The sequence below is a fragment of the Methylobacillus sp. DLP286 genome (genome assembly GCF_056636515.1).
Window position 1 is genome coordinate 1 of sequence record NZ_CM153145.1, and the last position, 24,037, is coordinate 24,037.

Genomic DNA, 24,037 nt, shown 5'->3' on the forward strand with positions numbered 1-24,037 from the left:
CTCACAGTTAACCAGCCTTCCCGCTAATGCCTGATACCGTCAGGCGTCGGTGTTGCTCCTGAACCTGCTACTTATCGCCATAGTGATAGCGGCAGGCCACAATATTCAATTCATTCTCCGTGGCTTCGTAAACCAACCTGTTCACATCATCAATGCGTCTGGACCAGAAGCCAGACAAATCCCCTCGCAATGGTTCTGGCTTGCCTATGCCTTCAAACGGCTCCCTGGCCGCTGCTTCCAGCAAAGCGTTAATACGCTTGAGGGTTTTCTTGTCCTGGGTCTGCCAGTACAGATAATCCGCCCAGGCGCTTGGGGTAAAAACAAACTTGCGCGCCATTATTCCTTGATCAGCTCTCTAGCTTTGCCTTTACCTGCTCGTAGTTCCGCAATGGACTTAGCCAGGTGGGCAGCATTGGATGGGTTTTGCATCAGGTGCAAGGTTTCCATCAGGCTGTTGTAATGGGCCAGTGACATCACTACGGCATCTTCCGCATCACGGCGGTTGATCACCGTGACATCCACATCATTGGTCACGTCATCCAATACCGACTTGAGCGAATTGCGCGCTTCTGAATAACTCACTACTCTCATGACAACCTCCAATACTTGTTCATCTATTTGTACAAGTATATTCCCGTCCAATGCTGTTGCATAGGGTCTAGGCTTGCAGCTGGATAATCTTTGCTCCAGCTTTCAGCTCATCCAAGTAATCAGCCCATTTCTGCATCATCTCTTTGCGTTGCTCAATAAACTTGGTACGGTTGTAGGCTGATCCCAGCGCGTCGGGCACCTTGTGAGCTAGCTGATGCTCGATCACATGAGGATCGATATTCAGACGCTCATGCAGGATTGTTCTAGCCATTGCACGGAAGCCATGGCCGGTGATCTGTGTCTTGGTGTCATAGCCCATACGCTTCAGCGCGGCGTTCACTGCGCTCTCACTCATAGGCTTAAGCGGAGAGTGGCCTCCCATGAATACCCACTCCCCGTGGCCGGATAGGGGATAAAGCTCCCGCAATATACTGACAGCTTGCGAGGGGAGGGGAACCAGGTGGTTGGTCTTTGTCTTGCTGACGTAATAGCGCCACTCGCCTGACTCCAGGTCAATATCTTTCCATCTCGCCTGGCGCAATTCGCTTGGCCGGACAAATACCATTGGCGCAAGCTTCAATGCGGTCAGTACAGTCAGGCTGCCCTTGAAGCCATCGATCGCTCTGAGCAGTTCTGCTACATCCTTGAGATCGGTGAAGGCTGGCATGTGTTTGGTGGTTGTTGGCGGCAGCGCGCCTTTGAGGTCTGCCGTCACATCGCGGATTGCCCGGACAGTTTGCACGGCATAACGGAATACCTGCCCAGCCGTTTGCAAGGTGCGGTGGGCAGTTTCCAGAATGCCCAGCTTTTCTACTCGCTTGATCGCCTCCAATACTTCCGGCGCCGTGATTTCTGCAATTGGGCGGCTGCCTATCCAGGGGAACAGATAGAGCTCAAAGCGCCGGATCACTTTGTCTCGATGAGTCGGAGCTTTGTTCGCCATGTGGCAGGCGAGCCATTCCCTGGCGACCACCTCAAAGCTGTTTGCCACGCTGCCGGCCCGGGCTGATTTATGGGCCTTGCGCTTCTCACTTGGATCGACTGGAGGGTCTTGGGCCAGCAACTTCCTGGCCTCGTCTCGACGTTCGCGGGCATTGGCAAGAGAGACATCGGGGTAGGTGCCTAGCGATAGCAACTTTTCCTTGCCGTCGAAACGGTATTTGAGTCGCCACCACTTACCGTTGGGGTAACTTGGATGAATAACCCGGCTTAGTCATAAAGCAGGCTTTATCACGTGGCTTGGCATTGCGTAAGGATACGTCTGAAAGTGCCATTTTGGGGTAACCAGTTAGTGGGGTAAGTATGTTACTTCTAAACTTACCCCTGTAAAACAGGAGATGTCAAGAGATGGTATGAGATGAAATGATACAAAAAAAGCCGCAGATTCAGTAATCATGCGGCTTTTTTGATACTCGGTGAAACGCTATGAGATAGCTTGTTGGTGGTGATGGGGGGACTTGAACCCTCGACCCCAGGATTATGAATCCTGTGCTCTAACCAGCTGAGCTACATCACCAGAACCCATAGGATTCAACCAAGCCCGCTATTTTATTTTCTTGTTTGCTTAAAGTCAAAGCAAATATGTGTTTTATAACGAGTAAGAGGAGCAGAGCTTGGGGAAAAGCGGGTCCTGAAAAGGTCGGGAGTTTTTCATTGAACGCCTTAATTAATTGAAAGATAAAGGGAATGTATGCTTTTCTCGGGATTGTGTTGATTTTCCTACGAAAACCGGCGGAATTGTCTGACGGTATGCGGGTCTACTTTTCTAGATAATTCCCTATATCTTAATCTTACTGGCATTGTAATGCGGGGGGTGTATCATGAAAGAGGTTACGCTGGATCGGGGCGTCGTGTCAGACGCTATTCCAAGCTTGGTATTCAGGCGCGATGTTTCTTCGATAGTATTCAAGCGTAATCCTCCGCAGCCGCTTTCTCAAGCGGCCTCTGCTCCCGCCCGTGATTTATTCCATGCCTTGGTTCGCCGCGCTGATGTTGATGGCGCATATAAATCCGCACGAACGTTTCTTAATGGGAAATTGGCCGAAGCAGAGTCGCTTGAGAGCGATTTGCCAGACGAGATGGCAGCATTGCCTCAATGGCTGGAGCAGCGTAGTGCGCGGGTAAAAGCTGGTTACCGGGCGTATTTGGCCGACAGGCATGCCGGGCAGAAAGCGCGATATTTCTCCTGCAAGGCGCATGCATTGCACTTCCTGCAGTCTGTTGCTCCCAGCCGTATGGTAGAGGGTGCCTGGCTATATGGGTTTCTCAGGCATTGGCGCGAGGCCAAATTTGCGCCGTTGTGCAAGATTTATCTCCGAAACCTGGGTGATGGCGACGAATGTTGCAACCAAGTCAAGCTATACCAGAAGCTGCTTGACCAAAACGGTTGTTCAGGTTGGTATGATTTGGATGACCAGTATTACGTGCAAGGAGCGATCAGGTTGGCATTGGGGCGCCATGTCGACGATTACTTGCCGGAAATCATTGGATTCAACTTGGGATACGAGCAAGTCTCTCTGCCGATGCTGATTGCGGCTTACGAGTTGAGCGAGCAAGAGGTTCAGCCGCATTACTTTACGCTGCATGCCACAGAGGATGACGCTTGCGTTGCCAGCGCCATCAAGTTGCTGAAATCACTTCTTGATGCGGCGGATGATGATGAAGAAAGGCAAGCTTTGCTTCATCGGGTCAATAACGGCTACAAATTGCATCAATTGGGACTGGATATCCCCAAGATTGTCGCTTCATTCGATCTGCAGAAGGCCTTCTTGGCAACAATACAGCCTTGTGCTGCTTATCTTGAGCGGGCCTACCGGATTGATTGCATGGAACGGGGTATTCGCGGCCATTGGACGAATAGCCTGCCATTGCCTTTGTTATTGCAGCAGTTATGCAATGAAGGCTGGATGCAGCCAGACGACAAAGGCAGGACCAGATTATGGCATGTGCTGGAGCGCGAAAGCCTGTTACCCGCACAAGGGTACCAGCAGCAGGTGCTGCTGGATTGGTTGGCATACAGCCAGGAGTATGGCAAGCATTTGCAGTATGCTGATGTCTCAGATCTGGTCGCCGCCCCGTCTGCACTTACCCTGATAAAGCTAGAGACCCCAGAGGAAAGCTTGGCAGGAGGGGTAAATGAGTCGAGCAACCAAATGGATGTGATGGATTACGTGATCCGTCTCATGTCTCCGCTGGTGCATCACACGCAGGAAGGGTTAAAAGCGACGCGGGTGTATAAATCCATACTGGAAAAAGGCAGCGAGCTTTATTCCCAGCATTATGCTTTTTTCCTGGAGCGCGACCAGGTGTAGAAAATCGAAGATAAATAAAAAGCCAGGAAGAAATTCCTGGCTTTTTTGTATCAGGCACCCATGAGTGAATAGTCATGGCTGCCTTGAAGGCCTATGAACTGCGGCGGCCCCCTTTGCGGCCTGCAGCGCGTGCCTCCTTGGAAGTAAATTGGTGCGCCGTGCCTTTGGCGTGGGCGGCTTGTCCGCCTTTGCGGCCTGCCAGCCGGGCGGAGGCGGAGTCGAATTCGTGGGCTGTGCCTTTGGCGTGGGCGGCTTTACCGCCCATGCTGGCGATCTGTCGTTGTTTCTCAGGACTCATTGCGGCAAAGCCGCGCGGACTTGCAGTCTGTACCATGATAAACCTCCATAACGAAGTTGATAGAGTGAGGCAGTTAGTCTTGCAACTCTCTCAAATGAAAAGAAAGTGTGTTCATTATTGGTCGGCCTAGAGCGCCTCGTTATAAGCCAGCGTCTTATATCCGTGTCAGAAAACTCGACATTCGCCTTGCCTGAGCTCAGTCGTCTTCCGTGGCCTTGATTACGGCGAGCAAGGCTTTTGCTGTTTCCAGATTCGATGTCGCTGGCGATAACTGCTGCAGGGCAAATGTCTTGATATCGGGGTCTTCGGTACGGTTGGCTACTTTGCCCAGCAATTTCACGATTTCCTCCTGGGACTTGACGCCGATAGTCTTGGCATAGCCCAGGTCGAATTCGGCACCGTCCTTGGAGGACAGGCTCTTGAACTTGGCTTTTTGCCAAAGCGATGGCTCCGTCGGGAGGTCGGCGCGTTTCTGGCTGGCCAGCTGCTTGAGCGCTTCGCCCAACTGGGTCTGTGCCTTGAGAATTTCCCGCGCGAAGTTCCGCACATTTTCATTGCTGGACTTGATCACGGCCAGTTCGCTGGCTTCGGTCTGTAATATCTCCAGGCGCGTAATGTCTTTCAGGTAACCTTGATCTTTTGCAGACAGCACCTCTGCCGCCGAGGCGTCATTCAGGATGAACATGGGGGAGGCGAGCAGTGATATTGCGAGCAGGTTAAGGCATTGCTTGCGTAACCATAATCCAGACATCATGTCGGGCTCCATTGGTTTGTGAACTTGCATAATGGTGCCAGATCGTCGTCAATGGGAATCGGACAGTGCTGATTCTTTTGTAGGAGTAGCGGGGACAGGTTGGAAGAAGCGGGATATTCGGTATTTTCCTACTTTTCCTACACTCTTTTGCGCAATCGGACTACACATGCTTCCCGTAAGACATGCTTAATATTGCGGCAATAGACTTGTGCGCGAGGCGGTAATGGAATTATTCACCTTCAGCGTTCCACCTTTGGAAATCATCATCCGGGGATCGTTGGTGTTCTGGTTTTTGTTCTTCATCTTCCGTTTTGTATTGCGGCGGGACGTGGGCAGCCTGGGAATAGGCGATTTCCTGTTCGTGGTGATTGTGGCCGATGCGTCCCAAAATGCCATGAGCGGTGATTCCAAGACGTTCGTGGATGGAGCGTTGCTGGTGGCGACCTTGTTAAGCTGGAACCTGCTGTTCGATTATCTGGGATACCGCTTTCCATTGATCCGGCGGTTTACCGAATCGTCCAGCATGATGTTGGTGCGCAATGGCGAAATCCAGTGGAAAAACCTGCGGCGGGAATGGATCACCAAGGAAGAGCTGATGTCCAAAATCCGTGAGGAGGGGCTGGAAACCCTAGACCAAGTCAAGGAAATGCGGCTGGAGCCGGACGGCAGGATCAGCGTCATCCACTTACCTTCCTAATGATGGGAGACATAAAAAAATCCGTGCTTGCGACACGGATTTTTTTTGAGTTACGGAGTGGATGAATGTTATACGTTGAAGCGGAAGTGCATCACATCTCCATCCTGCACGATGTAATCCTTGCCCTCCAGGCGCATCTTGCCGGCTTCCTGCGCGCCTTTCTCTCCCTTGTGCTTGACGTATTCGTCATAGGCGATGACCTCCGCGCGGATGAAGCCGCGCTCAAAGTCGGTATGGATCACGCCGGCAGCCTGCGGGGCGGTGGCGCCTTTGCGCACGGTCCACGCGCGCACTTCCTTCACGCCGGCGGTGAAGTAGGTCTGCAGGCCGAGCAGGTCGTAGGCGGCGCGGATGACGCGGTCCAGGCCCGGTTCTTCCAGTCCCAGTTCAGAGAGGAACATGGCCTTGTCCTCATCTTCCAGGTCGGCGATCTCGCTCTCGATCTTGGCGCAGATGGCGACCACGGGCGCGCCTTCCTTCTTGCCGAGTTCCAGCACTTTTTCCAGCAAGGGGTTGTTCTCGAAACCGCCTTCGTCGACATTGGCGAGATACATCACGGGCTTGACCGTGATCAGGCACAGCGGCTTGATCAATTTGAGCTGGTCTTCGTCCAGGCCCAGGGTGCGAACCGGATGGCCCTGGTCGAGATGCTTCTGCACCCTCTCCAGCACTGCGCACAATGCGATCGCTTCCTTGTCGCCGGACTTGGCCTTCTTGCTTTCGCGCTGCAGGGTTTTCTCCACTGTTTCCATGTCGGCGAGCGCGAGCTCGGTGTTGATGGTCTCGACGTCGGCCAGCGGGTCCACCTTGCCTGCGACGTGCACGATGTTGCCGTCGTCGAAGCAGCGCACCACGTGGGCAATCGCATCGGTCTCGCGGATGTTGGCGAGGAACTTGTTGCCTAGGCCTTCGCCCTTGGAGGCGCCAGCCACCAGGCCGGCGATATCGACGAACTCGACGATCGCGGGCTGGATTTTCTGCGGGTTGACGATCTCGATGAGCGGCTTGAGGCGCGGGTCGGGCACTTCAACGATGCCGACATTGGGTTCTATGGTGCAGAACGGGTAATTGGCGGCTTCGATGCCTGCGCGGGTAATCGCATTGAAGAGGGTGGATTTTCCTACGTTGGGTAGGCCAACAATTCCGCATTTCATGGTGATCTGCCTGTTCTTGGTTAAAGGTTAATTCTGCTTGGTTTTGGTGTGCAGCTTGAGCATGGCTTCCTCGAACTTGCCTTCGAGCAGTTGCGGCAATACGAGCGTACTGTCGTCCATGGCATATTCTATCTGCTGCAATTCGTCGCGCAGCGGCGCGTGCAGCACATAATTGACCACCGCGCTGCGGTCGCCTGGATGGCCGATGCCCAGGCGCAGGCGCCAGAAGTCATTGGTGCCCAGTTGCGCGGCGATGTCCTTGAGGCCGTTATGGCCGCCGTGGCCGCCCCCTTTCTTCAGGCGGGCAGCGCCGGGGGACAAATCCAATTCGTCATGGATGACCAGGATTTGCTCGGGCGGAATCTTGTAAAAACGCGCCAGTGCCGCCACGGCGCGGCCGCTGGCATTCATGAAGGTAGTCGGCTTGAGCAGCCAGGTGTCGGCATGGCCGTTGAGCCGGCCGCTGAGGCCGAAGAATTTGGCTTCCAAAGCGGTTTTGCTGGAAGTCTGCGCGCAGACCTGGTCTATCCACCAGAAGCCTGCATTGTGGCGGGTGTCTTCATATTGGGCGCCGGGATTGCCGAGGCCAACAAAAAGGCGGATACCGTTCATTATGATGATGTGACTCTTTAAAATGAATACGCGCGCCCCGGTCGCCCGGAGCGCGCGTTCAAGCATTGACGCCGGTATTACTCGGCTGCAGCTTCGCCTTCAGCATCCGCTTCGCCTTCAGCAGCAGCGCCGCCGCGTGGCTTGGCGATCGATGCGACAGCCGAGTCGTTGTCATGTGCCAGCTGGACGAACTCAACGCCCTTGGGCAGCTTGATTTCGGACAGGTGGATAGAGTGGCCGGCTTCCAGCTTGCCCAGGTCCACTTCGATGAACTCCGGCAGGTCCTTAGGCAGGCAGCTCACGTCCGCTTCTGTCAGGATGTGGGTCACAATGCCGCCGCCCAGCTTCACGCCAGGTGCAACGTCGGCGTTGATGAAGTGCAGAGGCACCTTCACGTGCACCTTCTCGCTCGCGCTGACGCGCTGGAAGTCGATGTGCTGAATGGTGTTGCGGACCGGGTGCAGTTGGTAGTCACGCAGAACGACTTGTTCCTTCTTGCCGTCCACTTCCAGGTTCAGGATGGAAGCGTGGAATGTTTCATGACGGAATTCGAGGAACAGTTCCTTGTGGTTGAACTCAAGGCTGACAGCCTCCTTGTCGCCACCGTAAACAACGCCTGGAACGTTGCCAGCGCGACGGAGACGGCGGCTCGCACCCGTACCTTTGCCTTCGCGTTTGGCTGCTTTGATTGTAATTGCCATTTTACTACTCCTAAAAAAGGCCTGTCGGCCTTGGGTTTGCCTGTTATCCGCGACCAGATAACAGAAAGGGCGGATGGGCATGCCCATCCGCCGGAACCGTGCTCCCGCCTAATCTACGAACAGGGAGCTCACTGAATCTTCATTGCTGATGCGGCGTATGGTTTCCGCAAACAGCTCGCCCGCGCTGACCACGCGTATCTTCGGCGATTGCTGCGCATTCGGGCGCAATGGAATCGTGTTGGTGACCACCAGTTCGTCCAGTTCGGAATTGGTGATGCGCGATACAGCCTCGCCGGAAAGCACAGGGTGGGTACAGTAGGCCACGACTTTCTTAGCGCCTTGCTGCTTCAACGCAATCGCGGCCTCGCACAAGGTATTGGCGGTATCCACCATGTCATCCATCAATACGCAGGTGCGGCCGGAAACATCGCCGATGATATTCATCACCTTGGCCACGTTGGGCTTTGGGCGGCGCTTGTCGATAATCGCCAGGTCGACGTTGAGGTGCTTGGCCGCAGCGCGGGCGCGTACCACGCCGCCGACGTCGGGCGATACCACCACCAGGTCGTCATGCTTCTGCTGGGTCAAGTCATGAAGCAGGATAGGGGTGGCGTAGATGTTATCCACTGGAATATCGAAAAAGCCCTGGATCTGGTCGGAGTGCAAATCCATGGTCAGCAGGCGGTTGACGCCTACCGTCGTGAGCATGTTGGCGATTACCTTGGCGGTGATTGCGACCCGTGCGGAACGCGGGCGCCTGTCCTGGCGTGCATAGCCGAAATAAGGAATCGCTGCGGTGATACGCGCGGCGGAGGAGCGGCGCAGGGCGTCGACCATGACCATCACTTCCATGAGGTGGTCGTTGGTCGGCATGCAGGTGGATTGCAGGATGAACACGTCCTTGCCGCGGACATTGTCCAGCAGCTCGATCATCACTTCGCCGTCGCTGAAGCGGTCAACGGTGGCCCTGCCCAGCTCTATGCCCAGGTGGCTAACCACCTCTTCGGCAAGCGCACGGTTGGCGTTGCCGGTAAATACCATCATGTCGCCCTTGGCCACAGTTGGAATCCTTATCTCTAACATAAACCGCGAGAAGTCGCTTCTATAAAAACCGCGAGATATCGCTTGTATAAATCGCGTGCAAAAAACAAAAGCGTGTAATTTTTAAGTTACACGCTTTTATTCTGGCTGGGGAGGAAGGATTCGAACCTTCGCATGCCGGAATCAAAATCCGGTGCCTTAACCAGCTTGGCGACTCCCCATTTGATCGTTGTTTCCATCAGGCTGCAAAACTGCGCAGGGGATGTTGATCCAGCCCTTTTGCATAGAATCCTGAAACCTCGCAACCCGCATATTCTTGCAATTCGCGCGTTTCATTCATTCTTGCCAGCACAGCTTCCGCAGCTTCCTGGTCGTCGAATGCTGCGAATACCGAAGCGCCAGAACCGCTCATGCGAGCCTTGGAGAATTGAGACAGCCATTGCAGGCATTTTTCAACTTCCGGGTACTGCCGTCTAACTACGGTTTCGAGATCGTTGTGAACCAAGTCCCTCAGAAAGGCCGCTATTGTCGTGGGATTCGTGTCCCTTGTCAATTGCTTCGATGCAAAAATTTCTGCGGTCGAAATATGGACGCGCGGGGTGATGACCAGGTAATGGGTTTGAGGCAATTGAATTGATTGCAGTTTTTCGCCAACTCCCTCCACCCAGGCGTTTTCTCCGAAAATGAAGAAGGGGACGTCCGCTCCCAGTTTCAGGCCCAGGGAGATAAGCTCTTCGCGGCGCAACCCGAGACTCCACGATCGGTTGAGGGCCAGCAAAACGCTGGCAGCGTCGGAGCTGCCTCCGCCCAGCCCGCCTCCCATGGGAGTGCGCTTGGTGACGTAGATATCGGCTCCCAGCTTGCAACCCGAATGCTGTTGCAGCAGTTTCGCCGCGCGGATGCACAAATCGCTTTCTTCAGGCACGCCGGGCGTATTTTCCGTGCGCCGGATGATATGGTCGGTTCGCGGCCTGATATGCACGGTATCGCCAAAATCCAGCAGGCGGAACACGCTTTGCAGCAGGTGGTAGCCGTCGGGCCGGCGGCCTGTGATATGCAGGAACAGGTTGATTTTTGCCGGTGCGGGGTAAGCGTGGAAATCTTGCATGGTCTTGAGGAGGCTGTTGCTTAACGCGATGGCAACTGCCATTGCTGCACGATCAGCTTGAGCGTGAGCCTGCTGGCATTGCGCAGGGTGATGCGCATAGGGAGCTGGTAATGGTTGACGGTGGCGTATTGGCCGTACTCGATATCCCAGCCGTCCTGCCTGAGCTTGACCAGGCGCCCGGCATCGTCCCATTGGGCGGCTTCTACCGGCTCTTTGCCTGGGCGCCCCAGCACCCAGTCCGACAGCCCGTTCATGGGCAGGCGCCAGCCCAGGTTCTGCTCAGTCAGGGTTTCGGCGTCCACGGCTTCGTAGCGTTTGTTGTCATTGGTCACCAGGCTGACATTCCCGCTGGTGCGCTCAATGGCGGCGACCTGGCTTCCCAGCGGAGAAAACAGCGAGATAGTGTCATGCCGGGGAGTATGCTGCCATTGCGTCGAGCCTGAGAAGCCCTTGGCTTCGGTCTGTACGCCGATACGCCCGTTCAGGCTGAACTGGTCGATTCCGGCAACGTTAGCCAAGTGTTGCTGATGAACCTCGGGCGCGCTTGGGACGGTGGTGGTGGGAATGCTGGCGCAGCCCGGAGCCGCCAATATGGTGCCCAGCAGCAGCCAGCGCTGTGCAGCTTGCATCTTAACGATTGAATTTCCTGTTGGTGCTGATCAAGACTTCGTTTTCAGGAAAGGCTGAAAGCGCTGCCTCCCAGGTCTTGACTGCCTCGTCGCGCTTGCCTTGCTTCCACAACACCTCGCCGAGGTGGGCGGCGATTTCCGGATCCGGTTGCTGCGAATAGGCGCGGCGCAAATACTCCAGGGCCTTGTCCAGGTTGCCCAGGCGGTAGTGTACCCAGCCTAGGCTGTCGAGTATGTAGTGGTCCTCGGGGCTTAGCTCGTGCGCTTTTTCAATCATCACCCTGGCTTCCTCGAGGCGGACATTGCGGTCCGCCAGCGAATAGCCCAGCGCGTTATACGCCTGCGCAAACTCAGGCTGTATCTTGATCAGCTTGCGCAGCTCGCGCTCCATCACGTCCACCTTGTTGACGCGTTCCGCCGCCATGGCAAAGTCGTAGACCAGTTCGGGCGAGTTGGGCAGGGTGTTGATGGCGTTTTCCAGGCGCGAGTAGGCTTCCTGGTGGCGCTTGGCCTGGGTCAGGACGTTGGCTTGCGCGTGCACGACCGCCGCGCGCTGCGCATCGGTCAGGTCCGGCAAGTTCTCCAGCGACTGGATGGCGGCGTCGATGCCTTCCCGGCGCGAAATGACGTTGGCAACGCCAAGCTGCGCGTCGACATAGCGCACTTTTCCAGGGGCGACCTTGCTATACCATTGCAACGCTTCGTCGTCGTTGCGCTTCTTCTCGGCAATCTGGCCGAGATAGATGTAAATCTGGTCCTTGTCCTTGAATCCCTTGCCCAGGGCGTCCTTGAAATATTTTTCGGCATCGGGCAGTTCGTTCGCCTGCAGCGAGAGCAGGCCCACCACCACCAGGATTTCCGGGTTGCCGTTGGAGGCCTCGATCAGCTTGATGAACTCGTTCTTGGCTTCGTCGAATTTCTTTTGTCCGGCCAATATCCGGGCCAGGGCTAGGCGCACTTCATTGGCATCCGCGTGCGTGGAAAGGAAGCCGCGGTAAAAATCCACGGCCTGTTCGGGAGACTTGCCCAGCAGCACCTGGCCTTGCATCAGCGCGGCCATTTCCCAGCCCGGGCGCAGCTTGTTCGCCTGGTTGAGTTCGTTGAGCGAAAGCTCGGTATTGCCTGCGTTCCAGGCGGCATGCGCGATTGCGAAATGCGCTTCGGGGAGGTCGGGGTAATCGCGCGCGAGTTCCTGTACCAGGCTCAGCACCGCGGCCTTGTTCTGTTGGCGGGAAAGCAGGTTGTTGAGGAACATGAAGCCGCTGGCGCGGCCTTCTTCATTGGCAAGCAAGGCTTTGAGGTGCGGCTTGGCCTCGTTCAGCTTGCCGGTGTTGATCAGCATCTGGGTCAGGGCCTGGTGTGCCTCCGTGGAACCGGGGTCAAGCTGCGACCAGAGGTTGGCCGCATCGATCGCTGTACGTCCGTCGTTGCCCATCACGGCGGTCTTGGCTGCACGCTCCGCAAGGCGCGAGTCCTGGTTGATCTGGGCCAGGTCGAGGAACAAGGCGCTTGCCAGGTCGAATTGGCCGCGTTGCCCGGCAATTTCCCCGATCAGGTATTTATAGACGAATTCGCCCGTGAGCGCAGGCGAGGGGCTTTCTGCCTTGTTTGCCGCAGTGGCGGCATTCCCCATGCCCAGCGTCATTGCTGCGCAGGCAACTGCAATTGCGATCTTTTTGCTAATAAGCATTTTCAAGGAAATCTCGTAGCGGGTTGATAATTAGCATATTGAGGCCTGCTGAGCTTGTTTTCAATGGGGTAGGCGCAAGTTTTGCACGATTTTGCACCGTCTTTCTTAGTCCGTGACAGTGTGCACAAGTTCACCCATAATGCGCGATGCTATCAACCGGATGCCGTATGGTTTACGTACCTGTATGCTTTAGGGCGCGGCCTCATGTCCGGCTATAGCGGTTTTAAACATGATAATTCAACAGCGTCGGGCTTGTTCTTGCGTTTTCGCGATGCCGAAAAGGCGAGACAAACTTGACAGGCGAGTGATGTTTTTCTAACTTAGCACCCCTTAAAACCGGATAATTCACTCACATATGACGACTATTACCGTAGAGGCTTCAGAGTTAACCCGTAAATATGGCAGCCGTGCAGCGGTCAACGACGTCAGCTTTACCCTGAACAAGGGCGAAGTGCTGGGTTTCCTCGGGCCGAATGGCGCAGGCAAGTCCACCACCATGAAGATGCTGACAGGCAACCTGGCGCCTAGCAACGGTTCGGTGAAGATTTGCGGTATCGACATGATGGAGCGTCCCAAGGATGCCAAGGCATTGATCGGCTACCTGCCCGAGCAGCCTCCCTTGTACCGCGAGTTGACCGTGGACGAGTTCCTTACGATTGCGGCCCGCTTGCATCGCGTCAGCCGCCAGCATATCAGGAAGGCGGTCGACATTGCCAAGCAGCGCTGCGGCCTGACCGAAATGGGCAAGCGCCTGATCGAGAATCTCTCCAAGGGTTACCAGCAGCGCGTGGGTATCGCCCAGGCCATCATCCACAACCCGATGGTGGTGATCCTGGACGAGCCGACCGTGGGGCTGGACCCGATCCAGATCCGCGACATCCGCGCCTTGATCAAGGAGCTGGGCGGCGAGCACAGCGTGATTCTTTCCACCCATATCCTGCCGGAAGTCGAAATGGTCTGCGACCGCGTGCAGATCATCCACAAGGGCAGCCTGGTGTTCAATGGCGGCATCGACGTTCTCAAGCAGCAGCGCCACGGCAACCGCCTGCTGCTGGGGCTCAGGCAGCCGCCCGCCCATGAGGCATTGCTGGGCATTCCCGGCGTGGAGTCGGTCGAGGCGCTGGAAGGCAACCTGCTGCGCATCCGGCATACGCCGGGCGAGGCGCCGTCCGAGGCGCTGGTGCAGGCTGCCGTCAGCCAGAACTGGGGCCTGTTCCAGATCAATCCTGACCAAACCTCTCTGGAAGAGGTCTTCGTCCAGCTTACATTCCAGGAAGCTGCCGCTGCCTGATGGCAGGCAGCCTGAGTTTTAAGGACTTCTTATGATCGTCAATATCGCCAGAAAAGAATTGAAGGGCCTGTTTTCCTCGCCCATGGGCTGGGTGATCCTCGCCCTGCTGCAATTCGTCTTTGCTACCTTCTACTTGATGGGGGTCGACCAGTACTTCCTCACCATGTCGGGTGCCATGCGGCCCGACCAGCGCATGGGCGTGACCGAGTTCGTCGGCGGCAGCGTGTTCGGCATTGCGCCTTTCATCATGCTGTTCGCCGTACCATTGCTCTCGATGCGCCTGATCAGCGAGGAGCGCCGCCAGCAAACATTGCCTTTTCTGTTCAGCGCGCCCTTGTCGCTGACCGAGATCGTCCTCGGCAAGTTCGTCGGCTTGCTGTCGTTCCTGTCCCTGAGCGTATTGCTGATCGGCGCCATGGTGTGCTCGCTCAACTTGTGGGCGGATATTGATTTTGGCTATTTGCTCGCCAATCTGCTGGGCCTGTTCCTGCTGGTGGCAAGCTACTGCGCGTTGGGGACTTATGTATCCAGCACCACGCAGCAGCCGGTGGTCGCCGCGATCATTACCTTTGTCGCATTGCTGGCCTTGCAGTTGATCGAGTATTTCCTCGCGGGTGATCCGAGCAATACGATCGCCAACCTGTCCCTGATGCGCCACTTCGAGCCTTTCTCGCGCGGCATGCTGGATACCCGCGACATTGCCTATTTCCTGTTGTTTATCATCACCTTTCTGACCCTGACTGTTCGTAGGCTGGATGCAGATCGCTTGCGTGGCTGATCGAGAGACTTTATGAAAACCAATCGCAAACTACGCTTTCAATTATTCGTGCAGAACAGCTTCTTCGTGGTGCTGTTCCTGATGCTGGTGTTCCTGCTCGGCTTCCTGACGTATCAATACCACGTCAGCCGCGACGTGACGCAGGGCGGCCGCAATACCCTGACCGAGGGCAGCGTCAATGTCCTCAAGGAGATGGAAGGGCCGATCAATATCACGGCCTACGTCGTCAAGGACAACGACACGCGCAAGTACATCAACAAGTTCGTCGAGCGCTACCAGCGCGTCAAGCCGGATATTACCCTGAGCTTCGTCAGCCCGACCGAGGAGCCCAAGGCGACGCAGGAAGCCGGGGTCAAGGCAGAGATCGAGCTGGTGGTGGAGTACAACCAGCGCACCGAGCACATCGTGCCGCCGCAAGCATTCATCGAGCAGGACATGACCAACCTGCTGGTGCGCCTGTCCCGCACCAACCAGAATGCCGTGATGTTCCTGGACGGGCACGGCGAGCGCAGCCTGATCGGCGTCAAGAACCACGACCTGGGCGACTTTGGCCGGCACCTGGAAAAGAAGGGCTTCAAGCTGTCCAATCCCGACCTGCTGATCGCGCAGGAAGTGCCGAGCAACGGCGCCATGCTGGTGATCGCGAGCCCGGAAGTGGACGTGACCGAGGTCGAGGTGCAGAAGATCAAGCAATACTTGGAAAAGGGCGGCAACCTGCTGTGGCTGATCGACGACGAGGTCAACCTGCACGGCTTGCAGCCGATTGCCGAGTATCTGGGGTTGCAACTGACGCCGGGTATGGTGGTGGACCTTTCCGCGACCCGCTACGGCGCGGATGCCAAGGTGGCGTTCGCCAACCAGTACGGGGTGCATGCGATCACCAAGAACTTCATGCTGCGCACCTTGTTCCCCGAAGCGCGCATGATCCATGCCGAGGATTCCTTCGAGAACGGCTGGCGTTCGTCCAACCTGGTGGAAGTGGCGCCCAATGGCTGGCTCGAGACCGGCAAGGTGGACGACAACGTCAGTTTCGACAGCAAGAAGGACTTGCCCGGCCCCATCAACATCGCGGTGGCGCTAGAGCGCAAGTACGGCGAAAAAGGCCAGCGCGTGGTGGTGGTGGGTAACGGCAACTTCCTTGCCAACACTTTCCTCTCCAATGGCGGCAACCTCGACCTGGGCCTGAACATCGTCAACTGGCTGGCGGGCGACGACAGGCTGATCACCATCCAGCCCAAGCCGCGCAAGGACGTGAATATCGTGATTCCTTCCGAGGGCTGGGCCAACCTGCTGGCGCAGTTTGTCTTCATCGGCTTCAGCCGCATCCTGCCGCTGGGCTTGATCGTGATCGGCGTGGTGATCTGGTGGAGGCGTCGCAAGGCATGAGGTCGAGATGGATCGTAAACCTGGTGCTGTTGTTGCTGGTGGCGGGAATCGTGGCGTTCCTCTACCTCAAGCCGCAGGACCAGGAAGAGCAGGCGACCACCTATGAGGTGTCCAGCCTCAAATTGTCGGATTTCGACAAGCTGAGCATCGAGTTTCCCGCCAAGGCGCCGGTGGTGTTCGAAAAGACCGACGGCTTCTGGTACCTGGCCCAGCCATATGCCGCCCGGGCCGACCAGGTGACTGTGCAGCGGATCGTTTCGATCGTGGCCGGCACCAGCCGCGAGAAGTTTTCCGCCGCTGACCCTGCGCGCTTCGGCCTGGACAACCCCAGGCTGAGAATCAGGCTCAATGACGAGGAATTCATTTTCGGCCTCTATAACCCGGTGACTGCCGAGCAATATGTGGCCTACAAGGATTCCGTGTACCTATTGTCCGGCTTGTATTCGGAAACGGCGGCGACCCAGTTGCTGGAAATGCTGGACAAGAGCCCGCTCAAACCCAAGGAGGAGATTGCAGGGTTCGACTTCTCGCGCCTGGAGCAATGGGAAGAGGTTCGCCTGCAGCTCGACCGCGATGCCGATGGCAAATGGCAGGTGTCCGTGCCTAATGCCAAGCCCAAGCAGGAAGAGCTTAACGAATGGTTCGACGAGTTCTGGACAAAAATCCGCGCATCTTCTGTCGAGCCATACACTCCCGACCGCAAGAATCGCTATCCCTCGTTCTCGGTCAAACTCAAGGATGGTAAGCAAGTGCATTTTGAGAGGCTGCAGGAATCTCCACAGCTGATCCTGGGACGGCCTGATGAAGGGATGCGCTACTATTTCCCGCCTGATATCGGTTTTACCATGCTTAACCCGCCCGTGGGCCTGGGCAAGTAGCTCATGAGCTGATGCCGGAATTACCAGAAGTCGAGGTCACGCGTCGCGGCTTGGAACCCTTGGTCGGCGCCACTGTGACGCAAGCCGTGATTCGCCAGCCTGCCATGCGCTGGCCCATTCCTGCCCATTTGCCGCAGACTTTGCATGGCTCCAGGCTGCTGGAACTGACGCGCCGCGGCAAATACATTATTGCCCGTTTTGAAAGCGGCTGCCTGATCCTGCACCTGGGTATGTCCGGGCGGCTTTGCCTGCTGGAGCGGGATACCTCGCCTGAGAAGCATGACCACTTCGATCTGCATTTTGCCGATGGCCGCGTGATGCGCTTGCGTGATCCGCGCCGCTTTGGCGCGGTTTTGTGGGCGGGTGAGCACCCGGAAGCGCATAGCCTGCTCAGTGTGCTGGGGCCCGAGCCGCTTGATGAGTCTTTCAATGGTGAGTTTCTTCACCGGGCCATACGCACTCGATCATCTCCGATCAAGATCGTGATTATGGACAGTCACCTGGTGGTGGGCGTGGGCAATATTTACGCAAGCGAGTCCTTGTTCCGTGCCAGCATTCATCCGCAGACACCGGCCCGGGTGCTTAGCCTGGCGCAGTGCGAACGGCTGGTGCAGGAAATCAAGGCTACCTTGCACGATGCCCTGCAGGCCGGGGGCAGCAGTTTGCGCGACTTTTTCGGGGCAGATGGCAACCCTGGCTATTTCCAGCAAACCTATTTCGTCTATGCCCGTACCGGCGAACCTTGCCGGGTATGCGAGAAGCCAGTTGAAACGTTGCGCCTGGGGCAGCGTTCCACCTTTTACTGCGCTTCTTGCCAAAAATAATATTGATATAATTAATTTAATATTTCAATAAAATTAGTCTATTTGGACTATATTTGAATATATCTTTATTGCTTATGATGGAAATCTATTTATCAATAGGGAGTCATCATGAGAGCAATGATCGCGACATTGGTACCTCTTCTTGTCGTAGCGGGGATGGCAGCGCCTTCGGCGCAAGCGGCAGAGCCGGCATTGGCCGAGATATTGCAGGGAGTTGAGGCGACCGGTTGGACCCAGATAGATTACGCTGATTTTATCGGTGGCAGCTGGAACCAGATCGACCAGAAGCTGACTTTCACCTTTGTGGCAGAGCATACTGCCCATGCGGCAACCCAGGAATTCTGGCTGGACGCAACCTTTACGCCAGATCCTTATGGATATTCCTCGGTGATTTTCAGTGGCGCGGATGTTCCTGGCGCCACGTTGACCGTGACGCTGGAAAGCGTAGCCAGCCGAATTCTGTTCAATTCCAGCATCAATGCTGATCAATTGGCTCCGGGAGGAGCTGCTGGCGATTTGCAGGTTTGGTTGAGTGCTAGCGGCACTTATGCATTGGCCTATGAAGATTGGATTTACGATGGGGCTGACTATAACGATTTTGTCGTGACTGTCTCCGCGGTGCCTGAACCAGAAAACCTTGCAATGCTATTGGCAGGGCTGGGATTGCTGGGGGTTGCCGCAAGGCGCAAACGCAATTAACCTGGATCAATCTGCGTGAATAAAAAGGCTCGAAAGAGCCTTTTTTATTGGATGTCGCTGCGTTTGCAGTTTGGCGTTTTAATAGTGTCTTGGCCGGTTATATGCCTTTTTACTTCAGTTCCTTAACGGTATTTTCTGGACGGAAACGCTGAGATGTTTTGGGCATGGACGCCGGGAGTTTTTCTAAAAACCATTGCCAAAAGTTAATTTAATCCTCAGAATATACAGATCTGTATATTTATTGACGCGGGTTGAGGATGGATATGGCAAGTACAGCAACGGATGGCCAGTTAGCGGACTGGAGAATGCGCGCCTTGAGGCTCGAGGAAGAGGTCAAGAGCGTGATTGTAGGCCAGGATGCGGCCATACGCTTGATCAACATCGCGATTTTCGCGCGCGGGCATGTCATGCTGGAAGGCGGTGTCGGCGTCGGCAAGACCACATTGCTGCAATCGGTGGCGCGCGGCATTGGCGGCGCATATGAACGGATAGAGGGCACGGTGGACCTGATGCCCAACGACCTGGTCTACCATACGTTCCTCGGGCCTGAAGGCCGCCCGCAGATAGACGAGGGGCCCTTGCTGCGTGCAGGGGAGAACCTATCGGTGTTCTTCTTCAACGAGATCAACCGCGCTCGTCCGCAGGTGCATGCGCTGATGCTGCGCGTGATGGCGGAGCGCCATCTGCATGCCTTCAAGCGCGAATACCGCCTGCCGCACATGGTGGTGTTTGCCGACCGCAACCAGGTGGAGAAGAACGAAACCTTCGAGATTCCTGCCGCCGCACGTGACCGTTTCATGATGGAGATCCCGATCCATGTGCCGGAAGACAAGGCCCTGCGTAAATCGCTGGTGTTCGACACGCGCTTCCAGCATGCGGAGCAGCTGACGCGCCGCGTGGAGTCGGGTTTGCTGCCGTTCAATATGCTCAATGACTTCTCCGACGTGGTGCAGAACCATGTGCAGTCTTCCCAGGCGCTGGAAGATTACGTGATCGACCTCTGGGATGCCACGCAAAAGCCGCAGGATTTCGGCATCACGCTCGAAGGCGTGGATATGCAGCGCCTGATCCAGGCCGGTGCGAGCCCGCGCGGCATGGGCATGCTGCTCAAGGCCGCCCGCGTGCATGCCTGGCTTATGGACCGGGAGTATGTCTACCCTGAGGATATCCATGCCGTGTTCCATGAAGTGATTGCACACCGCCTGGTGTTCAACTCCATGTATGAAAGCCGCCGCACCGTGCTCGCACGCGAGCTGACGGCAAAAATCCTGCAAACGGTGGCTGTGCCGGCTTAGGAGCATGCTTTAAACCATGCTGCCGTCCTATATCAAGCCGTTCTCTTACCAGATTCCGTGGAAATCCTCCAGCGTGCACGCTGGAGACCACCTTGGCGTGCAACGCGGGCTGGGATTCGAGTACAAAGGCAATACTTCGCTGATCGATTACCCCGACCTGCGCCGCATGGATTTGCGCCAGAGCCTGCGCGATCCCTACGAGCAGGTGCAGGTGCGCCTGTTCTACCATGACTCGATCACGCCGGTGTATGCCGTATGCGACCTGTCCAGCTCCATGCAATACAAGGGCGGTCGCCGCAAAATCGAACTGGTGCAGGAGGTGGCCGCGTCGATCGCGTATTCGGTATCGGCCGAGAACGACGTATTCAGCCTGATCGGCTACGACCAGCATGTGCTCGATGACTACGTGCTGCCGCTTGGCTACCAAGTGCATGAAGCGCTGGAACGCATCGATGCCTTTACCGGCATAGACGCGCTCGGGCGGGGCTCGACCGGCATCCTGGAGGTAGGTCCCCTGTTGAGCCAAAACAAAGGGCTGGTGTTCTGGATATCGGATTTCCACATGCCGTTCGACACCATCATCCAGGCCATGAACATGCTTTCCCGTCACCAGGTGGTGCCGGTCGTGCTGTGGGAAGAAGAGGAGTACCGGCGCTTGCCGCACTTCGGCCTGGGCACGATGCTGGACCCCGAGACCGGGCGCGACCGCACGATTTTCTTCCGCGAGTCGGTCCGCGCCAAATTCATTACCGCATTCGAACAGCGCCGGGTGGCGCTGGAAGACCTGTTCCTGGCTTTCGAGAGCCCGCCGCATTTCGTCAGCGGGGTGTTCGAGGCCGAGGCAATGACGCATTATTTTGAGAAATACCTGACAGCATGAAAAAACTGACGACCTTGTTTTCCATCTGCCTGCTTCCTATCGGCCTTTGCGCGGGAGCTATGACATATGCAGCGGAAGCCGTCCTGGTCAGCCTGGACAATCCGCGCATCGCGACGGGTATCATGATAGGCGACGTACTCGAGCGCAGGCTGGTGATCGAGGCCAGCCCTCCCTATGAGTTGCCCAAGTCATCCCTGCCTCTCAAGGGCGAGCGCGTCGACGGCATAGAGCTGGTGGGCGTCGCGCTGCAGGGCGAAAAGACGGCAGGCATCCAGCGCTATGAAGTCAAGCTCAGCTACCAGGTGTTCGCCGCGGCAAGCAAGCCCAGCGTCATGCGCTTGCCCGCCGTGACGTTGGCGCTAGGCGGCGGCGATACGCCAGCGGAGGTGAATGTGCCTGCCTGGCATTTCTGGAGCTCGCCGCTGACGGCGGGCAACATTCATACCGCGCGCAGCAATGCGCAGCCGCAACGCAAGCCGGCCTTGCTGGATACCGGGCCGGAGCGGCTGGCGCTTGCGTTGGCCGTGTTCCTGGTAGGCGCAGTCGGGCTGGTCTATATCAATGCCGACCGTCGCTGGCTGCCGTGGATGGGCGGCAGCTTCGCCCAGGCTTATCGCAAGCTGCGCAAGGCGCCTGCGCAAGCCGGGCACCAGGCGCAGGCGCTTGGCTACGTGCACCATGCATTCAACCAAGTGCATGGAAGCACCTTGTTCCGGCCGCAATTGGGCGAGTTCTTCGCGCAGCATCCGCAGTACCAGCCGCTCGCAAAAGATATCGACAGCTTTTTCCAGCGCTCCGAGACTTTGCTGTTCACCGGCGAAAACGCAGGTAGCCCAGCCCTGCTCAAGGAGCTGCAGCAGCTTTGCCGCCGCCTGAGGGATTGTGAACGGGGAATCGCATGAGTTTGCTCAATCCCTGGGCCTTGCTGCTGTTGCCGCTCGCACTGGCGCCTTTCTGGCTCAGGAGCCTGCAGGGGCAGCGTTACTCCTGGCTGGAGATGGTGCCGGAAGACCCATTCTCGGACAATATCGTCTTGCTGCTCAAGGTGGTGACGGCCGTCATCATCGCTAGTCTCGTGCTGGCCCTGGCAGCACCGCAAGGCAGCGACAAGGTCGTGAACCGCGTCGGCAAGGGCGCGCAGACTGTGATGGTGATCGATCGCAGCGTGAGCATGGATCATCCCTTCGCTGGCGACGCCACCAGCGGCCGTGCCGGGGAAATCAAGTCCGGCGCCGCACGCCGGCTGATCACGCAATTCATCGACTCCAGGCCGGACGACATGATGGGCGTGGTGGCGTTTACCAATTCCGCCTTGTATGGCGTCAAGATCACGGCCAACCGCGATGCCATCCATGCCGCGATCAATGCCGCGACCAGCGCCGGCATCAACCAGACCAATATCGGTGCGGGCATCACCCAGGCGGCCAGCTTGTTCGACAGCATCCAGAGTTCGGGCTCGCGCGCCATCATCCTGTTGTCCGACGGCGCGGGCAAGTTGAGCCCCCGCGTCAAGGCGCGCATCAGGGAAGAGCTCAAGGACAAGGATGTCAAGCTCTATTGGATCGTGTTGCGCGAACCGGACGACGTGAGCATATTCGGCGACCGCGTGTTCGAAGAGGACAGGGGGCCTGCGGCGATCCAGCTCGACCGTTTCTTCAAGTCGCTCAAGATCACCTACAAGGCTTACGAGGCGGATAATCCCGTCGCGCTGCAGATGGCGATCCAGGATATCGACAGCCGCGAGAAGAATACGATCCAGTATGCCATCACCGTGCCAGGGCGCGATTACGCGCGCGACTTGATTGTAGTGGCCCTGGTGTTGAGCCTGGGCATGTTCGTCATTAAAAATTTCAGGGTAAAAGCATGGGAATCCGCATAAAAGGCCTCAACCTGCTGTTTGGACTGCTGGCGGTTGCCGGGTTGGCGGGCAGCGTCTACGAAGGCAATACGCTGATGCAGCGCCATGATGCCAACCGGCAGATCCAGGCCGGAGCATTGGTCACTCACGACGGCTATGGTTTCGAACAGAAGTTCATGGCGGCTTACAAGCTGGGAGAGTCCGGGGATTACAAGCACGCGGTGCAAAGCTACAGCCAGCTGCTCGAAACCGGCTTGAGCCAGCCGCAGCAGGCGCTGGTGCAGTACAACATCGGCAACAACCTCCTGCAGTCCGGTTTGAAGCGCCGCCTCAATGACGACGGCAGCCTCAAGGACGAGGCGAAATACGACTTGTCTCAGGCACAGATCGCCTATGAGCAAGCCTTGCGGCTAGACCCCGCATTCAGGCAGGCAAAGTTCAACCTCAGCCTAATGCTGCTGGTGCAGCCCAATGGCATCGAGGGGTTGAAAAAGGAACAGGAAGGCATGGAGCTCAGCAACATTCCGGTGGGCCTGCCATGAAGTGGCAGTTGAGGCTGCGCCATGGCTGGCGCTGGGCCAGGGATCATTACGAGTCCGGGTTGTACCTGTTGGTGGTCGTGTTGCTGCTGCTGGCGATCTTTAAGCCGGAAATACAGCTCAAGCAGCGCGTGCATAACTACCTATTGCTCGCCGATGTCTCGCAAAGCATGAATGCCGAGGACGTCAGCCTCAACGGCAAGCCGGTAAGCCGCATGGCCTACACGCGCCACCTCATGCGCAAGCTGGTGGAGAATTCGCCCTGCGGCACTTACTTCAGCCTGGGCGTGTTTGCCGCGGAAGATGTCGCGCTGTTGTTCACGCCGCTGGAAACCTGCGCCAACTACGACATCATCGTCGATGCGATCGAGCACCTGGAGTGGCGCATGTCCTGGCGCGGCAACAGCCGCATCAGTTTTGGCGTCAAGGGAGCGGCCAAGGCCTTCGACTCGCTCAATGCGCCTGCGCGCCTGCTGTTCTTCACCGACGGCGACGAGGCGCCCAAGGTGAACGCGATCAACAAGCTCAAGCTCGATGACGTGCAGATCGGCGAGAATATCGTCTTCGTCGGCGTCGGCGGCAACGAGGACGTGCCGATTCCGCGTTACAACTCCAGCAACAAATGGGTGGGCTATTGGTCCTCCGATGCCAAGGAGAACTCCGCCGGTGCGGTCGGCGTCACCTACAACGATACCAGCCGCGACGATCCGGATCCGGTGGTAGCTTCTGCCGACTACGACCGCTATCTTTCCAAGCTGGAAGAGGCATATCTGAAGGAACTGGCCGAGGAGATCAATGCCCAGTACGTGCTGGCCCAGGACAAGCCCGATTTCTATACCTTCGTGCAGAAGCAGAAGCCGGTCGCCAGCTTTGTTACCGCCTATTCATTGCGCTGGATCTATCTCTTGCTGGCGTTGGCATTGATTCTCGCCAGCTATTGGCCGTATGTCCGCCAGCGGTTGAATACAGCAGCTTCCTGAGTCTTATCAGGAAGGTTGTTCATCCCCGGCTAGGCGTTACAAA

Annotated in this window: 26 protein-coding genes and 2 tRNA genes; 14 read left to right on the forward strand and 14 right to left on the reverse strand. The window is 56.8% G+C overall.

Annotation, left to right across the window (positions count from 1 at the left end; translation table 11 throughout):
- Positions 1-67: 67 nt before the first annotated feature.
- The 4 genes from ACWXTG_RS00005 to ACWXTG_RS00020 form a co-directional block, all read right to left on the reverse strand.
- On the reverse strand, positions 68-337 hold the full coding sequence (locus tag ACWXTG_RS00005) for a Txe/YoeB family addiction module toxin (RefSeq protein ID WP_480220290.1): 270 nt from the start codon (positions 335-337) through the stop codon (positions 68-70).
- Positions 337-591, reverse strand: coding sequence for a type II toxin-antitoxin system Phd/YefM family antitoxin (locus ACWXTG_RS00010; RefSeq protein WP_480220291.1), 255 nt, complete (start codon positions 589-591; stop codon positions 337-339). The genes ACWXTG_RS00005 and ACWXTG_RS00010 overlap by 1 nt, the downstream gene beginning before the upstream one ends.
- 67 nt (positions 592-658) lie before the next feature.
- A complete protein-coding gene (locus ACWXTG_RS00015; protein ID WP_480220292.1) occupies positions 659-1,726 on the reverse strand; it encodes a tyrosine-type recombinase/integrase in 1,068 nt (355 codons plus the stop codon).
- Between the two features lie 304 nt (positions 1,727-2,030).
- Positions 2,031-2,107, reverse strand: a tRNA-Met gene (locus ACWXTG_RS00020).
- A 304-nt stretch (positions 2,108-2,411) separates the two neighbouring features.
- Here ACWXTG_RS00020 and ACWXTG_RS00025 point away from each other — a divergent pair.
- Positions 2,412-3,902 (forward strand): iron-containing redox enzyme family protein, encoded by a 1,491-nt coding sequence (locus ACWXTG_RS00025; RefSeq protein ID WP_480220293.1) that lies wholly within the window; start codon positions 2,412-2,414, stop codon positions 3,900-3,902.
- Between the two features lie 91 nt (positions 3,903-3,993).
- On the opposite strand, the gene ACWXTG_RS00030 is transcribed toward ACWXTG_RS00025, so the two are convergent.
- Both ACWXTG_RS00030 and ACWXTG_RS00035 read right to left on the reverse strand, forming a co-directional pair.
- Positions 3,994-4,236 (reverse strand): KGG domain-containing protein, encoded by a 243-nt coding sequence (locus tag ACWXTG_RS00030; RefSeq protein WP_309564612.1) that lies wholly within the window; start codon positions 4,234-4,236, stop codon positions 3,994-3,996.
- 160 nt (positions 4,237-4,396) lie between these two features.
- Positions 4,397-4,954 carry a DUF4142 domain-containing protein gene (locus ACWXTG_RS00035; RefSeq protein ID WP_480220294.1) on the reverse strand — a complete coding sequence of 186 codons (558 nt, stop codon included), beginning with the start codon at positions 4,952-4,954 and terminating at the stop codon, positions 4,397-4,399.
- A gap of 223 nt (positions 4,955-5,177) precedes the next feature.
- On the opposite strand from ACWXTG_RS00035, the gene ACWXTG_RS00040 reads away from it, so the two are divergent.
- Positions 5,178-5,651 (forward strand): DUF421 domain-containing protein, encoded by a 474-nt coding sequence (locus tag ACWXTG_RS00040; RefSeq protein ID WP_309564614.1) that lies wholly within the window; start codon positions 5,178-5,180, stop codon positions 5,649-5,651.
- Positions 5,652-5,719: 68 nt separating this feature from the next.
- On the opposite strand, the gene ychF is transcribed toward ACWXTG_RS00040, so the two are convergent.
- The 8 genes from ychF to ACWXTG_RS00080 all read right to left on the reverse strand — a co-directional run bounded on the left by ychF (position 5,720) and on the right by ACWXTG_RS00080 (position 12,586).
- On the reverse strand, positions 5,720-6,805 hold the full coding sequence (ychF, locus tag ACWXTG_RS00045) for a redox-regulated ATPase YchF (protein ID WP_287111988.1): 1,086 nt from the start codon (positions 6,803-6,805) through the stop codon (positions 5,720-5,722).
- Positions 6,806-6,832: 27 nt separating this feature from the next.
- Positions 6,833-7,417 (reverse strand): aminoacyl-tRNA hydrolase, encoded by a 585-nt coding sequence (gene pth / locus ACWXTG_RS00050; protein WP_480220295.1) that lies wholly within the window; start codon positions 7,415-7,417, stop codon positions 6,833-6,835.
- Between the two features lie 77 nt (positions 7,418-7,494).
- The gene (locus ACWXTG_RS00055) at positions 7,495-8,118 is read right to left on the reverse strand and encodes a 50S ribosomal protein L25/general stress protein Ctc (protein ID WP_407995222.1); all 624 of its coding nucleotides are present in this window, start codon (positions 8,116-8,118) and stop codon (positions 7,495-7,497) included.
- Positions 8,119-8,226: 108 nt separating this feature from the next.
- The gene (locus tag ACWXTG_RS00060) at positions 8,227-9,162 is read right to left on the reverse strand and encodes a ribose-phosphate pyrophosphokinase (protein WP_309565115.1); all 936 of its coding nucleotides are present in this window, start codon (positions 9,160-9,162) and stop codon (positions 8,227-8,229) included.
- A 141-nt stretch (positions 9,163-9,303) separates the two neighbouring features.
- Positions 9,304-9,380, reverse strand: a tRNA-Gln gene (locus ACWXTG_RS00065).
- A gap of 17 nt (positions 9,381-9,397) precedes the next feature.
- The gene (gene ispE, locus ACWXTG_RS00070) at positions 9,398-10,267 is read right to left on the reverse strand and encodes a 4-(cytidine 5'-diphospho)-2-C-methyl-D-erythritol kinase (RefSeq protein WP_407996028.1); all 870 of its coding nucleotides are present in this window, start codon (positions 10,265-10,267) and stop codon (positions 9,398-9,400) included.
- Positions 10,268-10,287: 20 nt separating this feature from the next.
- On the reverse strand, positions 10,288-10,896 hold the full coding sequence (gene lolB, locus ACWXTG_RS00075; protein ID WP_407995768.1) for a lipoprotein insertase outer membrane protein LolB: 609 nt from the start codon (positions 10,894-10,896) through the stop codon (positions 10,288-10,290).
- Position 10,897: 1 nt separating this feature from the next.
- Positions 10,898-12,586 (reverse strand): tetratricopeptide repeat protein, encoded by a 1,689-nt coding sequence (locus tag ACWXTG_RS00080; protein WP_480220296.1) that lies wholly within the window; start codon positions 12,584-12,586, stop codon positions 10,898-10,900.
- A gap of 355 nt (positions 12,587-12,941) precedes the next feature.
- Between ACWXTG_RS00080 and ACWXTG_RS00085 the strand changes: the two genes are divergently transcribed.
- The 12 genes from ACWXTG_RS00085 (at position 12,942) to ACWXTG_RS00140 (ending at position 23,994) form a co-directional block, all read left to right on the forward strand.
- Complete coding sequence (locus ACWXTG_RS00085; protein WP_480220297.1) at positions 12,942-13,877, forward strand: ABC transporter ATP-binding protein; 936 nt, start codon at positions 12,942-12,944, stop codon at positions 13,875-13,877.
- A gap of 31 nt (positions 13,878-13,908) precedes the next feature.
- Positions 13,909-14,655 (forward strand): ABC transporter permease subunit, encoded by a 747-nt coding sequence (locus ACWXTG_RS00090; RefSeq protein ID WP_480220298.1) that lies wholly within the window; start codon positions 13,909-13,911, stop codon positions 14,653-14,655.
- Positions 14,656-14,667: 12 nt separating this feature from the next.
- On the forward strand, positions 14,668-16,041 hold the full coding sequence (locus ACWXTG_RS00095) for a GldG family protein (RefSeq protein ID WP_480220299.1): 1,374 nt from the start codon (positions 14,668-14,670) through the stop codon (positions 16,039-16,041).
- Positions 16,038-16,919 (forward strand): DUF4340 domain-containing protein, encoded by an 882-nt coding sequence (locus ACWXTG_RS00100; protein WP_480220300.1) that lies wholly within the window; start codon positions 16,038-16,040, stop codon positions 16,917-16,919. Before ACWXTG_RS00095 ends, ACWXTG_RS00100 begins: the two co-directional genes overlap by 4 nt.
- Positions 16,920-16,930: 11 nt before the next feature.
- Positions 16,931-17,743 carry a bifunctional DNA-formamidopyrimidine glycosylase/DNA-(apurinic or apyrimidinic site) lyase gene (mutM, locus tag ACWXTG_RS00105; RefSeq protein WP_480220301.1) on the forward strand — a complete coding sequence of 271 codons (813 nt, stop codon included), beginning with the start codon at positions 16,931-16,933 and terminating at the stop codon, positions 17,741-17,743.
- Between the two features lie 108 nt (positions 17,744-17,851).
- Positions 17,852-18,442 carry a PEP-CTERM sorting domain-containing protein gene (locus ACWXTG_RS00110; RefSeq protein ID WP_407995773.1) on the forward strand — a complete coding sequence of 197 codons (591 nt, stop codon included), beginning with the start codon at positions 17,852-17,854 and terminating at the stop codon, positions 18,440-18,442.
- 263 nt (positions 18,443-18,705) lie between these two features.
- A complete protein-coding gene (locus tag ACWXTG_RS00115) occupies positions 18,706-19,737 on the forward strand; it encodes an AAA family ATPase (protein ID WP_480220302.1) in 1,032 nt (343 codons plus the stop codon).
- 16 nt (positions 19,738-19,753) lie between these two features.
- Complete coding sequence (locus ACWXTG_RS00120) at positions 19,754-20,617, forward strand: DUF58 domain-containing protein (protein WP_480220303.1); 864 nt, start codon at positions 19,754-19,756, stop codon at positions 20,615-20,617.
- Positions 20,614-21,519 (forward strand): nonribosomal peptide synthetase MxaA, encoded by a 906-nt coding sequence (locus ACWXTG_RS00125; protein WP_480220304.1) that lies wholly within the window; start codon positions 20,614-20,616, stop codon positions 21,517-21,519. The genes ACWXTG_RS00120 and ACWXTG_RS00125 overlap by 4 nt, the downstream gene beginning before the upstream one ends.
- Positions 21,516-22,496 carry a vWA domain-containing protein gene (locus tag ACWXTG_RS00130; RefSeq protein WP_407995777.1) on the forward strand — a complete coding sequence of 327 codons (981 nt, stop codon included), beginning with the start codon at positions 21,516-21,518 and terminating at the stop codon, positions 22,494-22,496. The genes ACWXTG_RS00125 and ACWXTG_RS00130 overlap by 4 nt, the downstream gene beginning before the upstream one ends.
- Positions 22,481-23,017: a hypothetical protein gene (locus tag ACWXTG_RS00135; RefSeq protein WP_407995778.1), complete on the forward strand. Its 537-nt coding sequence runs from the start codon at positions 22,481-22,483 to the stop codon at positions 23,015-23,017. Before ACWXTG_RS00130 ends, ACWXTG_RS00135 begins: the two co-directional genes overlap by 16 nt.
- Positions 23,014-23,994, forward strand: a complete 981-nt coding sequence (locus tag ACWXTG_RS00140) for a vWA domain-containing protein (RefSeq protein WP_309564630.1) — start codon at positions 23,014-23,016, stop codon at positions 23,992-23,994. The genes ACWXTG_RS00135 and ACWXTG_RS00140 overlap by 4 nt, the downstream gene beginning before the upstream one ends.
- Positions 23,995-24,037 lie beyond the last annotated feature (43 nt).

What these genes read in the sequence shown, in the direction of transcription:
- ACWXTG_RS00005 (WP_480220290.1), bottom strand. Translation starts at nt 337, where the DNA reads ATGGCGCGCAAGTTTGTTTTTACCCCAAGCGCCTGGGCGGATTATCTG.
- ACWXTG_RS00010 (WP_480220291.1), bottom strand. Translation starts at nt 591, where the DNA reads ATGAGAGTAGTGAGTTATTCAGAAGCGCGCAATTCGCTCAAGTCGGTA.
- ACWXTG_RS00025 (WP_480220293.1), top strand. Translation starts at nt 2,412, where the DNA reads ATGAAAGAGGTTACGCTGGATCGGGGCGTCGTGTCAGACGCTATTCCA.
- ACWXTG_RS00030 (WP_309564612.1), bottom strand. Translation starts at nt 4,236, where the DNA reads ATGGTACAGACTGCAAGTCCGCGCGGCTTTGCCGCAATGAGTCCTGAG.
- ACWXTG_RS00035 (WP_480220294.1), bottom strand. Translation starts at nt 4,954, where the DNA reads ATGATGTCTGGATTATGGTTACGCAAGCAATGCCTTAACCTGCTCGCA.
- ACWXTG_RS00040 (WP_309564614.1), top strand. Translation starts at nt 5,178, where the DNA reads ATGGAATTATTCACCTTCAGCGTTCCACCTTTGGAAATCATCATCCGG.
- ychF (WP_287111988.1), bottom strand. Translation starts at nt 6,805, where the DNA reads ATGAAATGCGGAATTGTTGGCCTACCCAACGTAGGAAAATCCACCCTC.
- pth (WP_480220295.1), bottom strand. Translation starts at nt 7,417, where the DNA reads ATGAACGGTATCCGCCTTTTTGTTGGCCTCGGCAATCCCGGCGCCCAA.
- ACWXTG_RS00055 (WP_407995222.1), bottom strand. Translation starts at nt 8,118, where the DNA reads ATGGCAATTACAATCAAAGCAGCCAAACGCGAAGGCAAAGGTACGGGT.
- ACWXTG_RS00060 (WP_309565115.1), bottom strand. Translation starts at nt 9,162, where the DNA reads ATGATGGTATTTACCGGCAACGCCAACCGTGCGCTTGCCGAAGAGGTG.
- ispE (WP_407996028.1), bottom strand. Translation starts at nt 10,267, where the DNA reads ATGCAAGATTTCCACGCTTACCCCGCACCGGCAAAAATCAACCTGTTC.
- lolB (WP_407995768.1), bottom strand. Translation starts at nt 10,896, where the DNA reads ATGCAAGCTGCACAGCGCTGGCTGCTGCTGGGCACCATATTGGCGGCT.
- ACWXTG_RS00080 (WP_480220296.1), bottom strand. Translation starts at nt 12,586, where the DNA reads ATGCTTATTAGCAAAAAGATCGCAATTGCAGTTGCCTGCGCAGCAATG.
- ACWXTG_RS00085 (WP_480220297.1), top strand. Translation starts at nt 12,942, where the DNA reads ATGACGACTATTACCGTAGAGGCTTCAGAGTTAACCCGTAAATATGGC.
- ACWXTG_RS00090 (WP_480220298.1), top strand. Translation starts at nt 13,909, where the DNA reads ATGATCGTCAATATCGCCAGAAAAGAATTGAAGGGCCTGTTTTCCTCG.
- ACWXTG_RS00095 (WP_480220299.1), top strand. Translation starts at nt 14,668, where the DNA reads ATGAAAACCAATCGCAAACTACGCTTTCAATTATTCGTGCAGAACAGC.
- ACWXTG_RS00100 (WP_480220300.1), top strand. Translation starts at nt 16,038, where the DNA reads ATGAGGTCGAGATGGATCGTAAACCTGGTGCTGTTGTTGCTGGTGGCG.
- mutM (WP_480220301.1), top strand. Translation starts at nt 16,931, where the DNA reads ATGCCGGAATTACCAGAAGTCGAGGTCACGCGTCGCGGCTTGGAACCC.
- ACWXTG_RS00110 (WP_407995773.1), top strand. Translation starts at nt 17,852, where the DNA reads ATGAGAGCAATGATCGCGACATTGGTACCTCTTCTTGTCGTAGCGGGG.
- ACWXTG_RS00115 (WP_480220302.1), top strand. Translation starts at nt 18,706, where the DNA reads ATGGCAAGTACAGCAACGGATGGCCAGTTAGCGGACTGGAGAATGCGC.
- ACWXTG_RS00120 (WP_480220303.1), top strand. Translation starts at nt 19,754, where the DNA reads ATGCTGCCGTCCTATATCAAGCCGTTCTCTTACCAGATTCCGTGGAAA.
- ACWXTG_RS00125 (WP_480220304.1), top strand. Translation starts at nt 20,614, where the DNA reads ATGAAAAAACTGACGACCTTGTTTTCCATCTGCCTGCTTCCTATCGGC.
- ACWXTG_RS00130 (WP_407995777.1), top strand. Translation starts at nt 21,516, where the DNA reads ATGAGTTTGCTCAATCCCTGGGCCTTGCTGCTGTTGCCGCTCGCACTG.
- ACWXTG_RS00135 (WP_407995778.1), top strand. Translation starts at nt 22,481, where the DNA reads ATGGGAATCCGCATAAAAGGCCTCAACCTGCTGTTTGGACTGCTGGCG.
- ACWXTG_RS00140 (WP_309564630.1), top strand. Translation starts at nt 23,014, where the DNA reads ATGAAGTGGCAGTTGAGGCTGCGCCATGGCTGGCGCTGGGCCAGGGAT.